Raw genomic sequence first — 14,384 nt, 5'->3', positions numbered from 1 at the left:
CGGCCCGGGGATCAGTGGTCCGTGAGGGCCTCGGGCAGGGGGGCCGCGTGGACCACGGTCAGGCTGGACACCGCGCGGGTGAGGACCACGTAGAGGCGGTGCAGGCCCCGGGGCTCGGCCGCGACGACGGCGGCCGGTTCGGCCACGACCACCGCGTCGAACTCCAGGCCCTTGGCCAGGGTCGCGGGAACGCAGACCAGGCGGTTGGCCTCCAGCGCGTCCTCGGTCTCGCCCAGCACCGCCGCCTCCAGGCCCGCGTCGGCCAGGGCCCGGTTCAGCGCCGGGATGTCCGCGTCGGCGGCGATCAGCCCGACCGACCCCTCCCTCCGCAGTTCGGCGCGGCAGGCCCGGACGACGGCCTCGGCCAGGCCGCCCTCCGCGGCGTCGACCAGGGTGAGCGCGCCCGGGGCCTGGCGGACCGCGACCGGGGCGCCCAGGCCGGGGGCGATCCGGGGCAGGATGCGCGCCGCGAAGTCGATGATCTGCGCCGGCACCCGGTACCCGCGGTCCAGCACGGAGAGCAGGGCGTCCGGCTTTCCGAGGTGGCGCAGCAGCACCGACCAGTCGGTGGCCGCCCCCGGAGCGGTGCCCTGGGCAATGTCCCCGAGCACCGTCACCGACCCGGTCGCCGCGCGGCGGCCGATCGCGCGGCACTGCATGGGGGTGAGGTCCTGGGCCTCGTCGACGACGATGTGGCCGAGCGAGGCGGGCCGCTCGATCAGACCGGCGGCCTCGTCGACGAGGGCCAGGTCCGACAGGGACCACTTCGCCGACCGGGGGCCGCGCGGGCGGCCCGGCAGCATCACCACCGCCTGCTCCTCGGGGGTCAGCACGCCCTCGGCCGCGCGGGCCATCCGCTCGGGGTCGGTGAGCAGTCCCAGGACCAGCTTTGCCGGGTCGGCCTTGGGCCACATCCACAGCACGGCGGCGCGCACCGCGCGGTCGCGGCGGACCTGGTTGTGCGTGCGGTCGTCGCAGGCCTCCCCCGCCTCCTCGATCCGGGTGAGGACCGCGTGCGCGAGGCGGTGCGCCAGCAGCTCCCGCCCGGACCCGTGGGCGACGCCGCGTCCGCGCAGTTCGGACAGGATCTCGGACATCTCCTCGGGGTACAGCCGCCACCGGCGCGACCCCCGCTGCACCACCAGCGGCTCGACCGGCTCGCGCAGCGTCGACCACAGGTCGCGGCGGATCACCTCGGCCATCCGCGCGTCCCCCTTGACCAGCGCGGCCTCGGGGTCCTCGGCGCGCCGGACCGGCACCGCGCCGAGCATGTCCTCCACCGTCGTCTGGCGCACGTCGACCTCGCCGAGCGCCGGGAGCACGTTGCGGATGTAGGACAGGAACGAGCGGTTCGGCCCGACGATGGCGACCCCGCCGCGGCCCAGCCGCCTGCCCTCGGCGTACAGCAGGTACGCGATCCGGTGCAGGCCCACCGCCGTCTTCCCGGTCCCCGGCGCGCCCTGCACGCACAGCGAACGCTCCAGCGGGGCGCGCACGAGGTCGTCCTGCTCGGGCTGGATGGTGGCGACGATGTCGCGCATGGGCCCCGAGCGGGGGCGCTCGATCTCCGCGGCGAGCAGCCGTCCGCCGCCCGGAGCGGCCGCGCCGGGGGTGAGGGGCTCGTCCTCGAACGCGGTCAGTTCGGCGCGGCCGGAGAAGCCGTACCGGCGGCGCAGCCGCGCTCCCATCGGATCATCCGCGGTCGCCTGGTAGAAGGCGATGGAGATGGGCGCGCGCCAGTCCAGGACCATCGGGTTCCCGGCGCGGTCGTGGACGTGGCGGCGGCCGATGTAGACGCGGTCGGCCTCGGGGGTCCGGGTGGCGGTGTGCCCCTCCCCGGGGCCGGCCTCGAAGACGTCCCCGGGGGCGTAGTCGAGGCGGCCGAAGAAGAGCGGCACGTCCGGCAGGTCCACGAGCTCCTCGGCCCGCTTCTTGCGAGCGCGCCGCAGGACCTCGTTGGTGACCTTGTCCGCGACGGCGTCGCCGAGGGCGGTCCCGGTGCCAATGACGTCCTCGCGCATGCGGTGCAGCGCTTCGCGGGAGGCGGCCAGGTGGTCGCGCTCCGCCTGGATCTCGGGATCGGGCGCGACGGCGTCGGCGGCCGCGTCGAGGGCATGGCTGTGGCCTGGGTCGAGCATGGGACGGCACCTCTGCGGGGGTCTGCGGGACGGTGGGAAGGCGGCGGTGCGTGGGTCCCGCCCCGGGGGTGCCGGTTCGTGCCGATCCTCAGCGCGCAGAATTGAGTGCCGCCCGAATTGGAGAGACGAATCTATTCCAATCCGCTACCCCGGGCAACCCGTGCCCTCCGCCGCGCCCCGCCCCCGGCTCCCGGGCGGACGCCGGGGAGGCCGCGGGGCCGCGGCGGAGGGGCCCACCCCGGTTTGGGCCCTGCGCCGGCCCGTACTACATTGCGTAGGAGACCTGGGCGGACCTGGGCGGACGAGTCGGCGGGGGATGGACGAGGCGATGCGCGGAGGCAGTCGTGGTTGACGCCCTGACCACCACCATCCAGACGGCGTCCCTGGTCCTGGCCGTGTGGTGCCTGGTCTCGTCCTTCCGGGGGAAGCCGATGCTGGTGCCGCACCTGGTCGGCATCGCCGTCCTGGAGGTGCTGCTGCTCGTCCAGCTCGTGGTGTCGATCACGCTGATGGCGGACGGCCACCGCCCGGCCGACACCCCCACCTTCGTCAGCTACCTCGCCACCGCCGTGCTGGCCCCCGTCGCCTGCGCGGTGTGGGGGTTCACGGAGCGCAGCAGGTGGGGGCCCGCGGTCATCGCGTTCGCCTGCCTCGTCCTGCCCGTTCTGATGGTCCGACTCGAACAGATCTGGAACCCGCTTGTCGTCTGAGACCACCCCGGCCGCGCGGACCACCGGACCGGGACGGCTGCTGGTCGCGGTCTACGCCGTGTTCGCGGTGGCCGCCACGGGCCGCTCCGCCGTGCAGATCCTCACCAGGTTCGACGAGGCACCGCTGGCCTACACGCTGTCGGCGGTGGCCGCCGTCGTCTACGTCGTCGCGACGGTCGGGATCGCCCGGGCGGGCCGCGCCTCCTACTGGGTGGCGGTGGTCTGCTGCCTCGTCGAGTTCACCGGCGTGGTGGCGGTCGGCGCCCTCACCCTGGCCGTCCCCGAGGCGTTCCCGCACGACACGGTCTGGTCCGCGTTCGGCCGGGGCTACGGCTTCGTCCCGCTGGTGCTTCCGGTCCTGGGCCTGCTCTGGCTGCGGCGCGTACGGCCGCGCGCGGTGTGACCGCGCGGATACCCTGGCCCGCATGGATCGCTCCGAAGACTCTTCCGCCTTTCCCGTCGTCGTCGGCCCGGACTGGCTGGGCGGACGCATCGGCGAGGTCGTCGTCGCCGACGTGCGCTGGTACCTGGACGGGCGGTCCGGACGGGCCGCGTACCTGGACGGGCACCTGCCGGGCGCGGTGTTCCTGGACGTCGACACCGACCTGGCCGCCCCCGCGACCCCGGAGGGCGGACGGCACCCGCTGCCCCGTCCCGACGACTTCGCCGCCGCGCTGTCCCGTTCGGGGATCGGCGACGACACGACCGTCGTCGCCTACGACGACACCGGCGGCTCGACGGCGGCGCGGCTGGTGTGGCTGCTGCGCGTGCTCGGTTCGCGGGCGGCGGTGCTGGACGGCGGGATCCAGGCCTGGCCCGGCCCGCTCGAGCGGGGAGCGGTGATCCCCGGGCCCCGACCGCGCACCCCGCGCCCGTGGCCCGCCGACCGGATCGCCGACCGGGACTCCGTCGCCGCGCGGACCGGCGACGGCTCCCGGCTCCTGCTGGACGCCCGGACGCGCGGCCGGTTCACCGGCGAGGCCCCGGCCCCCGTGGACCCGCGCCCCGGCCACATCCCCGGCGCGCGCAGCGCCGCGTGGCAGGACAACCTCGACTCCGAGGGCCGCTTCGCCGCGCCCGAGGTGCTGCGGGCGCGCTTCGCGGCGCTGGGCGCGGAGGCCGCGGAGAGCATCACCGCCTACTGCGGCTCCGGCGTGACCGCCTGCCACGACCTTCTGGCCCTGGAGCACGCCGGTTTCGGCGGGGCCCTGCTCTACCCTGGGTCGTGGAGCGCGTGGGGCGCGGACGAGTCGCTGCCCGCCGAGACGGGGGACTGACACCGGCCCCTCCACAGGGGAGCACCGCGTGGCCTGGTGTCTCGGGTTAGTGGGCGGCCACGCGGTGGACTCGGCAGAGGCAGGAACACCTCCATGGTCGGCCACATCCGCGGGACGGCCGGCGCGACGCGCCGGACACCGGGCGTGACCGCCTTTACGGGTACATCCGGCGCCCCGGGAGGGACCGACCGAAATTCCCCGATCCTTTGAAACCGGGCCTATCCGCCGTCTCACCGTGCTCTAACCCTGCCCGCCGATTCTTGGGGAGTAGCGACGAGCGTCCGGAGGAAAGAACCATGAGCGCATTCGACCGCGACAACGGCTCCCCCGTCGAGGAGCCGGAGAACACCGGCGTCCCGCAGGACGACGGTCCGGAGCGCGCGGCCGACATCACCGGGGCGGAGGAGACCGGCCCGGTCCACGGGGCCCCGGCCTCCCGGCCGCAGGCCTTCGACGCCGGGCCGGCCGCCTCCTTCGACCGGGCCGCCCCCGGTCCCGAACCGCAGGCCGCCCCGATCGGGCGGTCCGCCGTGCCACAGCGGCCCACGCGGGGGCGCTCCCTCTTCCCGCGGGCCGGCGCGGCGCGCCCGACGGGCCCCGCCGGGCAGCCCTCGTCGGACCCGTCGCGGGGCCACTGGGCCGAGCCTCCCCGGGACCCGTCCCCGACCGGCCCGTTCACCGCGTACAGCGGCGGCTTCGGAGCCCCGCCCGTCCCGCCGCACGGCCCGTTCCCCCAGGACCCGTCGGCTTCCTGGCCCGCACCGCGTCCCGCCGGGGCGGACCAGCGGTCCGGCCGCAGCCGCACCGCCCTGATCGCCGCCGCGACGGCGCTGGTCACGAGCCTGGTCGTCGGCCCGACGGCGGCCGTGGCGACCAGTCAGCTGCTGTCCGACCAGGGCCCGATCAGCTCGCTGGAGACGGCGGGGGGATCGGCGTCCTCGGGGAGCGTCAGCACGGTCGCCGACACGACCCTGCCCAGCGTGGTGTCCATCAGCACCGCCACCGGGGGCGGCAGCGGGTTCGTCGTCAGCTCCGACGGCCTGATCGTCACCAACAACCACGTCGTGTCCGGGGCCGAGGAGCTGGCCGTGCGGTTCGACGACGGCACCGAGGCCGCCGCCGCCGTCGTGGGCACGGACCCGGTGTCCGACCTCGCGGTGATCCAGGCCGAGGGCGTGTCCGGGCTGGCCCCGGCGGTCCTGGGCGACTCGGACCGGGTCGAGGTGGGGGCGGACGTGGTGGCCATCGGCTCCCCGCTGGGCCTGTCCGGGACCGTCACCTCCGGCGTGGTCAGCGCCCTGGACCGGCCGGTCAACACCGGCTCCACCCAGGAGCAGCCCGAGGAGGGGGAGCAGGAGGAGGGACAGGAGGGCCCCTTCGGCCTTCCCGAGCAGCAGGAGCGGTCCGCCCCGCGGGTCGGCATGTCCACCGTCATCGACGCCATCCAGACCGACGCGCCGATCAACCCCGGCAACTCCGGCGGCCCGCTGATGAACATGAGCGGCGAGGTCATCGGGATCAACACGGCGATCGCGACGACGAGCAGCGGCGTCGGCTCGGCCGGCCAGTCGGGCTCCATCGGCCTGGGCTTCGCCATTCCGGTCAACCAGGCCAGGCCCATCATCGAGGAGCTGATCGCGGACGGGGAGGCCAGCTACGCGGCGATCGAGGCGACCATCACCGTGCCGGAGGACGACGCCCCGGGCGCGCGGGTGGTGGAGGCGAACCCGGACGGCGCCGCCGACCAGGCCGGGCTCCGGGCGGACGACGTCATCACCAAGGTCGACGACCGGGTGGTGAGCGACCCCGACGTGCTCATCGCGGAGATCCGCTCGCACCGTCCCGGCGACACCGTCACCGTCACCTACCAGCGCGACGGCGAGACCGCCGAAGCCCTGGTCACCCTGTCCGGCCAGTCGGCCTCCGCCATCGGGGAGTAGAGGGCTCCGCGCGGAGGGCGGACGCCGGTCAGTCGCGGACCGGCTGGGGGAGTCCGGCCGCCCCCGGGTGCGGGGCGGCGGGGCGGGAGGAGCGGGCCAGGGACACGGTTCCGGCGGCGACGGCCAGGACGGCCAGGACGGCGACGGTCGAACCGAACGCCCCCGACGGCAGGGACTCGCCCAGCATGACCACCCCGATCAGCGCGGCCGCGATCGGGTCGCTGATCAGGATGGTGGCGTAGGCGAGGGCGAAGTGGTCGGTGCGGTAGGCGTTCTGCACCACGGCCGCCCCGAACAGCCCGAAGAACACGGCGAACAGCGTGAACGGGCTCAGGAGCGTCATCGGGTCGTGGAGCGCGGCGACCCCGACGATCCGGGCGAGGGCGGAGGTGACCGCGAAGCCCACGCCCCCGGCCAACGCGAGCGTCCAGGCCCGGACGGCGCCGCTGGTCCGGCCGGCGACCGCGAGGCAGCCGAGCATCACGGCCATCGACACCAGCGGCACGGTCAGCGGCCCGCGCGGGGGAGGCGGAGGATGGTCGGGCGGTTTCGGCAGCACGGCCAGCAGTGCCGTGAGGCCGACGGTGACCACGACGCAGCCGACGACCTGCTTCCGGGTGAGCGGCCGCTTGTGCAGGAGGGCGGAGAACACCACCGCGAACAGCAGTCCGCTGACCCCGATGGGCTGGACGACGGTGAGCGGCGCGTGGAACAGCGCCCAGGCGTGGGCGGCGAAACCCGCGACGGTGAGCCCGATCCCCAGCAGCCATCCGGAGTTCCGCGCCAGGTGGCGCAGCAGCCGGAGCTGGCTGACCCCGATCGCCGGGGCGTTCATGGCCGCCCGCTCCTGCAGGGCCGCGCCGCCCGCGAAGGACACCGCCCCCATGACGGCCACGACGATGGCCCACGTCATGTACCAGCCCCTTGCCTGAAATCTGACCGCACGGCGGGCGACCCCCGCGGAAGGCGGGCACGGAAACGGGAACAACGTGAGATTACTGGCTTCGGGAGCCCTGTCGAAACGCCCTTGACCTTCGCCGTCGCCCGGGGCGGGACTCCGCCGCCGGGGCCGTCGCCGAGGGCCTCGAGGCGGTCACATCTCGTTGACGGCGTCGCGCATGTCGTGGAGGAGTTCGACGAGAAGCGGCCGCAGACCGGGTTCCACCCCCGCGAAGAGCTCCCGGAGCCGCTCCCCGACACGTTGACGGTGCTCCGCGAGCGCCCGCCCTCCCGCCTTCGTCATTGTGACGACAGTCACACGTTCGTCCCGTTCGGGATGGCGGCGGACCACCATGCCCTTGCGTTCGAGCTGCTGAAGCATGCGGGTGGCCGACGGCGAGGCGATGCCCGCCGCGTGCGCGACCTCCCCGACCGTCGGCTCCTCCAGCCCGGCCACGATCTCCAACAACAGCGCCTGGGCGAAGGTGAGCTCGACCTCAGCCGCCGCCGCGCCACGACTCCGAGCGCGGGCGACCGCGCTCACCAACTCGCCCCACGCCTGCGAGAACCTCGCGAAATCGGCGTCGCCACGCTCCACCCGACTGCCCCGTCCAGCACTTGACCTGTAGATAGCATAGACATTAAATAGCTACTGTACATAAAAGAAACTTAAGTGACACACGGTCAATGTGAAGGGGGGACGCACATTGGTGTGGCTGCTGACCGCGCACTTCGCGGCCGCGGCGTTGGCTCCACTACTGGTGCGGTGGTGGGGGCGCAACGCCTTCCTCGCACTCGCGCTGGTTCCCGCCGCGACCACCGGTTGGGCGCTGGCGCAGGCATTGGGGGTGGTCGCGGGGACACCGGTCGGAGTCCGCATCCCGTGGGCACCCGAGTACCACCTCACCCTGGCGTTCCGAATGGACACGCTCAGCCTGGTGATGACGCTGATCGCGGCCGGGATCGGCACCCTCATCCTCGTCTACTGCGCCCGCTACTTCACCGACGACGAACCCGGCCTGGGCCGCTTCGCCGGGGTCCTCACCGGATTCGCCGGCGCGATGGTCGGCCTGGTGCTCGCCGACGACCTGATCCAGCTGTACGTCTACTGGGAGCTGACCACGGTCTTCTCCTATCTGCTGATCGGCCACTACACCGAGCGGCGTGACAGCAGGCGGGCCGCGGCGCTGGCGATCAACGTGACCACGCTGGGCGGGCTGGCGATGCTGGTCGGCCTCATCATGCTGGGCGAGGCCGCGGGCACCTACCTGATCTCCGAGCTGCTGGCCGACCCGCCCGGCGGGCCGCTGACCACCGTCGCGCTGGCGCTGGTCCTGGTGGGCGCGCTGTCCAAGTCCGCGATCCTGCCCTTCAGCCTGTGGCTGCCGTCCGCCATGCAGGCGCCCACCCCCGTGAGCGGCTACCTGCACGCCGCCGCCATGGTCAAGGCCGGGGTCTACCTGGTGGCGCGCCTGACGCCCGGCTTCGGCGACCTGGCGGTGTGGCAGTACACGACGCTCGCCTTCGGCACGGTGACGATGGTCGCGGCCGGTTGGAAAGCACTTCGCCAGAACGACCTGAAACTGCTCCTGGCCTACGGAACGGTCAGCCAGCTCGGCTTCCTCACCGCCGTCCTCGGCGCGGGGACCAGGGACGCCGCGCTCGCGGGCCTGGCCATGCTGTGCGCGCACGCGGTCTTCAAAGCGCCGCTGTTCCTCGTGGTCGGCATCATCGACCACAGCACCGGCACCCGCGACCTGCGCGAGCTGTCGGGGCTGCGCCGGAGCATGCCCGCGGTCTTCTGGACGTCGGTGCTCGCGCTCGCCTCCATGGCGGGCCTGCCGCCGATGGCCGGGTTCGCGGCCAAAGAGGCCGTCTTCGGCGCGTTCGAGCACTCCGGAAGCCCCGTCCTCCTCGTCGCCCTCGTCGGGCTGGTGGTCGGATCGGTCTTCACCGTCGGCTACAGCCTGCGCTTCCTGTGGGGCGCGTTCTTCGACAAGCCCGACGTCCCGCCCACCCCCGTGCACCCCCCCGCCCCCCTGTTCGTCGCCCCCGCTCTGCTCCTGGGCCTGCTCGGGCTCGTCGGCGGCCCGGCCTCGTCCCTGCTGGACCCGGTGCTGGCCGCCTACGCCGACACCGTCCCGTGGAACGCGGGGAACGACCCCGCGCACCTGGCGCTGTGGCACGGCTTCAACCTGCCCCTGCTCCTGTCCGCGCTGTGCCTGGCGGGGGGCCTCGCGCTGTTCCGGTGGCGGACGGCCGTCGCCTGGGCGGGCGCCCGGTTCGCGCTGCCCGACGCGGCCGCGGTGTACCGGCGGATCGTCTACTACATCGTCAGCTTCGCCACCCAGGTCACCGGCGCCACCCAGCGCGGCTCGCTGCCGATCTACCTCGGCACGATCCTGGTGACGCTGGTCGCGGCCAGCGCCCTGCCCATCATCCAGGGTCGGCTGTGGACCCTGGAGGCGCCCCCGGTCCGCTGGTGGGACACGCCGGTCCAGTTCATCCCGGCCGCCGTCATCGTGGCCGCGGCGCTGTGGGCGCTGATGGCGCGCGGACGGCTGTTCGCGGTGGTGCTGGCCGGCATGACCGGCTACGGCACCGCCACCCTGTTCGCCCTCCAGGGCGCCCCCGACCTGGCGCTCACCCAGTTCCTGGTCGAGACGGTCAGCCTGGTGGTGTTCGTGCTGGTGCTGCGCCGCCTGCCGCCGCGCTTCTCCACCCCCGTACTGCGCACCCGCCGCGTCCTGAACCTGCTGATCGGCGCGGCCACCGGCCTGCTGGTGGCGTCCATGGCCTACTTCGCGCTGGCCGGACGCCGCGCCGAGACGATCTCCGGCGGGTACCCGGCGGCGGCCGAGGAGGCCGGCGGCCACAACATCATCAGCGTCCTGCTGGTGGACGTGCGCGCCTGGGACACCATGGGCGAGATCTCGGTGCTGGCCTCGGTCGCCGCCGGCGTGGCGAGCCTGCTGTTCGTACGGCGGCGGACCCGGCGGCTGCGCGCCCCCGCGGTTCCCGGCCGGCTCTCGGTCCCGGTCTCGTCGGCGACGGGCTCCGCCCAGACCGACGGGGAGTGGAGCCCGCTGCCCCTCGGCGTCGCCGAGAACATCGTCACCGTGCGCGCCGAGGCCAAGCCGCTGTGGCTGCCCGGCGTGCTGGCGCTGTCGCAGGAGCGCCGGTCGATCATCTTCGAGGTGGTCGCGCGGCTGCTGTTCCCCGTGATCCTCGTGCTCTCGGTCTTCCTGCTCGTCACCGGCCACAGCAGTGTCGGCGGCGGCTTCGCCGGCGGCATCGTGGCGGGGCTGGGCCTGATGGTGCGCTACCTCGCCGGCGGCCGCCACGAGCTGTACCTGACGCTGGGGCTCCAGCCGGGCGTGCTGATCGGCCTGGGGATGACCATCACCACCGGGACGGCCCTGGCCGGGGCGGTCTTCGGCACCGAGATCCTGGCGGGGGGCGCCTACGACCTGCACCTGCCGTTCATGGAGCCGGTCCACCTCACCTCGGCGCTGGCCTTCGACTTCGGGGTCTACATGCTGGTGGTCGGGCTCATCCAGGACATCCTGTACAGCCTCGGATCGGGCATCGACGAACAGATGGAGCGGGAACGCCAGGCCGGGCGCGCGCCGCAGAGCGAGGAGGTGACCGCGTGAACGACACCCCCACGATCCTGCTGGTCGTCGTGGTCGGCGTCCTGGTCGCCGCCGGGGTGGCACTGCTGCTGGAACGCAGCCTGACCCGGATCCTGCTGGGCGTGATCCTGCTGGGCAACGGCGTCAACCTGATGATCCTGTCCACCGGGGGCGCCGCGGGCGGCCCGCCGCTGCTCGGCCTCACCCCCGTCGAGGAGATGTCGGACCCCCTGCCGCAGGCGATGATCCTCACCGCGATCGTGATCACCCTGGGGGTGACCGCGTTCCTGCTGGCCATGGCCTACCGGAGTTGGCAGCTGCAGGGCCACGACGAGGTCCAGGACGACGCCGAGGACCGGCGCATCTCCACCGGAGGGGAGCGCAGAGAGCTGCGCCGGCGCATACGCGAGCAGCGCCGGGGTCTGTACAAGGAGATCAAGGCGCAACGCTCGGACCTGAAGGCGCGGATCGCCGCCGAGGACCGGCGCGAGGAGGCCGAACGCGCCGAGATCCGCGAGCAGCTCGCCGCGGCCCAGCGCGACCTCGACGCCTGCCTCAGCGACGACCACGACGACGAGACGCGCCAGCGCTACATCGACGACCGGACCGAGGGCGTGCGCGCGACCATCGAGAAGGCGCGCGGACGGGTGCGGGCCTCCCGCCACGAACTGGCCTCGCACCTGCGCGCCGACAAGGAGGCCGAGCGGCGCCAGCGCAAAGAGCTGCGCCGGCGCATCCGGGCGCAGAAGCGGCAGGTGCGCTCGCAGATCCGCGCCGAACGCGAGCGCCTGGCCCGCGCCGAGGACAGCGACCTGCAGGGAGCCGACTAGATGGAAGCGTTTCTCCACTACCTGGTACCGCTTCCGGTGGTACTCCCGCTGTTCGCGGCGGGGCTGAAGTTCGCCCTCGGTGTCCGGTTGCAGCGCCTCAGCCAGGCGGTCAGCGTCGTGGCGCTGGCCGCGGTGCTGGTGATCGGCCTGGTCCTGCTGTTCGGCGTGGACGCCTACGGGCCGCAGGTCGTCCAGGTGGGCGGCTGGGAGGCGCCGATCGGGATCACCCTGGTCGCGGACCGGCTCTCGACGCTGATGGTGACGGTGTCCTCGGCGATCACGCTGTGCGTGCTGGTGTACTCGGTCGGGCAGGGGGCGGCGGACCAGGAGGAGGCCACCCCGCTGGCGATCTTCTACCCCACGTTCCTGATCCTGGTGGCGGGCGTCTCCAACGCCTTCCTCGCGGGCGACCTGTTCAACATGTACGTGGGCTTCGAGATCCTGCTGACCTCCAGCTACGTGCTGCTGACCCAGGGCGGCACGGCCGCGCGCATCCGCACGGGCTCCACCTACGTCGTGGTGTCGCTGGTGTCCTCGGTGATCTTCCTGGTCGCGATCGGCCTGATCTACGGCGCCACCGGAACCGTCAACATGGCGCAGCTGTCGGTGCGGCTGGGCGAGCTCCCCGTCCAGCTGCAACTGGTCCTGCAGGTCATGCTGCTGCTGGCGTTCGCGATCAAAGCGGCGGTGTTCCCGCTGTCGGCGTGGCTGCCGGACTCCTACCCGACGGCGCCCGCGCCGGTCACGGCGGTCTTCGCGGGCCTGCTGACCAAGGTCGGCGTGTACGCGATGATCCGCACGCAGACCCTGCTGTTCGACAACGACGCGCTGAACGGCGTGCTGCTGTGGGCGGCGCTGGCCACGATGGTGATCGGCATCTTCGGCGCGATGTCGCAGAACGACATCAAGCGGCTGCTGTCGTTCACCCTCGTCAGCCACATCGGCTACATGGTGTTCGGGATCGGGCTGGCCAGCCTGCACGGCCTGTCCGGCGCGGTGTTCTACGTGGCCCACCACATCACCGTGCAGACCACCCTGTTCCTGGTGACCGGGCTGATCGAGCGCCGTGGCGGCAGCACCTCGCTGAACGACCTCAGCGGGCTGGCGAAGCTCTCCCCGATGCTGGGCGTGCTGTTCTTCCTCCCGGCGATGAACCTGGCCGGGATCCCGCCGCTGTCGGGCTTCCTGGGCAAGCTCGGGCTGCTCCAGGCGGGTGTCCGGGAGGGCACGCCGCTGGCGTACCTGCTGGTGGCGGGGGCGGTGCTGACCAGCCTGCTGACGCTGTTCTCGATCGTGCGCATGTGGAACTACGCCTTCTGGCGCGATCCCGACGACGGCAGGCCCGTGGCGCTGGGCACCCTGCTGGAGAGCTCCGAGGACGACTCGGTCATGGGGCCCTCCTCCCCGGCCGGGATCTCGGTGGTCGGCGGGACCCGCCCGCCGATCGGCATCGGCGGCAAGGCGGTGATGACCTCCGACGTCTTCCCGCCACTGATGCTGGCGGCGACGGTGGCGCTGGTGGTGCTGGGCGTGGCGTACACGGTGTTCGCGGGCCCCCTGATCGGGTACAGCGAGGCCACCGCCGCCGAACTGCTGGCCCGGACCCCCTATGTCGAAGCGGTCTTCCCGGGAGGCGTCCGATGAGTACTTCCCCCTCCGCCCCCGACCTGCCGCCGCTGAGCGTCCGGGTCGGGCGGCGCGTCGTCCAGCTGCCCGCCCTGCTCGCGCTGACCATCGTGTGGGTGCTGCTGTTCGGCGAGCTCTCGGTGGACACGGTGGTGTCGGGCCTGCTGGTGGGCCTGGCGGTCACGCTGGTGTTCCCGCTGCCGCCGCTGGACTCGGGGTTTCGGCTGCACCCCGTCGGCACGGCGGTGTTCCTGTTCCGGTTCGTGGTCGACATGGTCCTGGCGAGCGCCCGGGTCGTCACGCAGGCGTTCGCGTTCGGGCGTCCGCTGCACAGCTCCATCATCGCGGTTCCGCTGCGCACCCGGTCCGACCTGCTGTTCACGTTCACCGCGATCTGCGTCTCGGTGATCCCCGGCAGCGTGATCGTGGAGGTCCGCTCGGGCACCTTCACCCTGTTCGCGCACGTGCTGGGCGCGGGCGCCGACGACGTCGAGCAGGCGCGGCGGGACCTCCTGGCGCTGGAGGAGCGCATCGTCCGGGCGTTCGGGAAGCGGACGGAGATCGAACGGTTGGAATCATCGGGGAGCCTGTCATGACCTACCTGTGGATCGCGATCGCGGTTCTCCTGGGCGCCGCCTCCCTGCTGGGCATGGCGCGCCTGGTCGTCGGGCCGACCATCCTGGACCGGGCGCTGTCCGTGGACGTCCTGTTGGCCTCGGCGATCGCCGGGATCGGCGCGTGGGCGGCGTTCCACCGCGACCCCACGGTGCTGCCGGTCCTGCTGGTGCTGTCGCTGCTGGGCTTCGTGGGGTCGATCAGCATCTCCCGGTTCGTCGCCAGGAAGCAGCGCGACAAGGCCGAGTCACACGAAAGGAGCGGGACGCCATGACAGAGGTCCTCGACTGGATCGCCATCGTGCTGCTGCTGGCCGGGGCCGCCCTGTCGTTCGCGGCGGGTGTGGGCCTGGTCCGCTTCCCCGACCTGCTGTCGCGGATGCACACCGCCGCCAAACCGCAGATCGTCGGGCTCGCCCTGATCCTGGCGGGGATCGGGCTGCGCCTGTACCCCGACCCCAGGGTGGGCGTCCTCGCGCTGATCCTGCTGTTCCAGATCTTCACCGTCCCGGTCGCCTCGCACATCGCGGGCCGCGTCGCCTACCGCACCGGCCGTGTCCGCAGCGACCTGATCGCGGTCGACGAACTCCAGGAGCAGCTCGACCGGGACTAGGGAAGCTCCGGCGCGGGGGTGAATTCGGGCACCGGTGGTTTTGTTGACGGTCGTGGGCTTTC

The 14,384-nt window shown here is 73.1% G+C and carries 13 protein-coding genes; 10 read left to right on the top strand and 3 right to left on the bottom strand.

Translation table 11 applies throughout. The features are described 5' to 3' along the window. Positions 1–11: 11 nt before the first annotated feature. The gene (locus EV190_RS16030; RefSeq protein ID WP_133742382.1) at positions 12–2,138 is read right to left on the bottom strand and encodes a HelD family protein; all 2,127 of its coding nucleotides are present in this window, start codon (positions 2,136–2,138) and stop codon (positions 12–14) included. Between the two features lie 344 nt (positions 2,139–2,482). Between EV190_RS16030 and EV190_RS16025 the strand changes: the two genes are divergently transcribed. The 4 genes from EV190_RS16025 to EV190_RS16010 all read left to right on the top strand — a co-directional run bounded on the left by EV190_RS16025 (position 2,483) and on the right by EV190_RS16010 (position 6,065). Then, the gene (locus EV190_RS16025; RefSeq protein ID WP_133742381.1) at positions 2,483–2,848 is read left to right on the top strand and encodes a hypothetical protein; all 366 of its coding nucleotides are present in this window, start codon (positions 2,483–2,485) and stop codon (positions 2,846–2,848) included. Further along, entirely contained in the window at positions 2,838–3,251 is a 414-nt protein-coding gene (locus EV190_RS16020) for a hypothetical protein (protein ID WP_133742380.1), read from the top strand. Before EV190_RS16025 ends, EV190_RS16020 begins: the two co-directional genes overlap by 11 nt. A 22-nt stretch (positions 3,252–3,273) precedes the next feature. Further along, entirely contained in the window at positions 3,274–4,125 is an 852-nt protein-coding gene (locus EV190_RS16015) for a sulfurtransferase (RefSeq protein WP_133742379.1), read from the top strand. 296 nt (positions 4,126–4,421) lie between these two features. Next, a complete protein-coding gene (locus EV190_RS16010; protein ID WP_133742378.1) occupies positions 4,422–6,065 on the top strand; it encodes a trypsin-like peptidase domain-containing protein in 1,644 nt (547 codons plus the stop codon). A 28-nt stretch (positions 6,066–6,093) separates the two neighbouring features. On the opposite strand, the gene EV190_RS16005 is transcribed toward EV190_RS16010, so the two are convergent. Both EV190_RS16005 and EV190_RS16000 read right to left on the bottom strand, forming a co-directional pair. Next, complete coding sequence (locus tag EV190_RS16005; RefSeq protein ID WP_133742377.1) at positions 6,094–6,978, bottom strand: DMT family transporter; 885 nt, start codon at positions 6,976–6,978, stop codon at positions 6,094–6,096. A gap of 180 nt (positions 6,979–7,158) precedes the next feature. Beyond that, on the bottom strand, positions 7,159–7,602 hold the full coding sequence (locus EV190_RS16000) for a MarR family winged helix-turn-helix transcriptional regulator (protein WP_133742376.1): 444 nt from the start codon (positions 7,600–7,602) through the stop codon (positions 7,159–7,161). Between the two features lie 118 nt (positions 7,603–7,720). On the opposite strand from EV190_RS16000, the gene EV190_RS15995 reads away from it, so the two are divergent. Genes EV190_RS15995 through mnhG form a run of 6 tightly spaced genes read left to right on the top strand, consistent with a single transcriptional unit; the run spans position 7,721 to position 14,322 of the window. After that, positions 7,721–10,660: a Na+/H+ antiporter subunit A gene (locus EV190_RS15995; protein ID WP_133742401.1), complete on the top strand. Its 2,940-nt coding sequence runs from the start codon at positions 7,721–7,723 to the stop codon at positions 10,658–10,660. Beyond that, a complete protein-coding gene (locus EV190_RS15990) occupies positions 10,657–11,469 on the top strand; it encodes a Na(+)/H(+) antiporter subunit C (RefSeq protein WP_133742375.1) in 813 nt (270 codons plus the stop codon). The genes EV190_RS15995 and EV190_RS15990 overlap by 4 nt, the downstream gene beginning before the upstream one ends. Continuing rightward, entirely contained in the window at positions 11,470–13,113 is a 1,644-nt protein-coding gene (locus tag EV190_RS15985; RefSeq protein ID WP_133742374.1) for a Na+/H+ antiporter subunit D, read from the top strand. Then, a complete protein-coding gene (locus EV190_RS15980; protein ID WP_133742373.1) occupies positions 13,110–13,691 on the top strand; it encodes a Na+/H+ antiporter subunit E in 582 nt (193 codons plus the stop codon). Before EV190_RS15985 ends, EV190_RS15980 begins: the two co-directional genes overlap by 4 nt. Then, a complete protein-coding gene (locus EV190_RS15975; RefSeq protein WP_133742372.1) occupies positions 13,688–13,984 on the top strand; it encodes a monovalent cation/H+ antiporter complex subunit F in 297 nt (98 codons plus the stop codon). Before EV190_RS15980 ends, EV190_RS15975 begins: the two co-directional genes overlap by 4 nt. Continuing rightward, on the top strand, positions 13,981–14,322 hold the full coding sequence (gene mnhG, locus EV190_RS15970; protein ID WP_133742371.1) for a monovalent cation/H(+) antiporter subunit G: 342 nt from the start codon (positions 13,981–13,983) through the stop codon (positions 14,320–14,322). The genes EV190_RS15975 and mnhG overlap by 4 nt, the downstream gene beginning before the upstream one ends. Positions 14,323–14,384 lie beyond the last annotated feature (62 nt).

This window comes from Actinorugispora endophytica (assembly GCF_004363075.1).
Taxonomy (GTDB): Bacteria; Actinomycetota; Actinomycetes; order Streptosporangiales; family Streptosporangiaceae; genus Actinorugispora; species Actinorugispora endophytica.
This window is presented reverse-complemented; position numbering and strand designations above follow the sequence as displayed.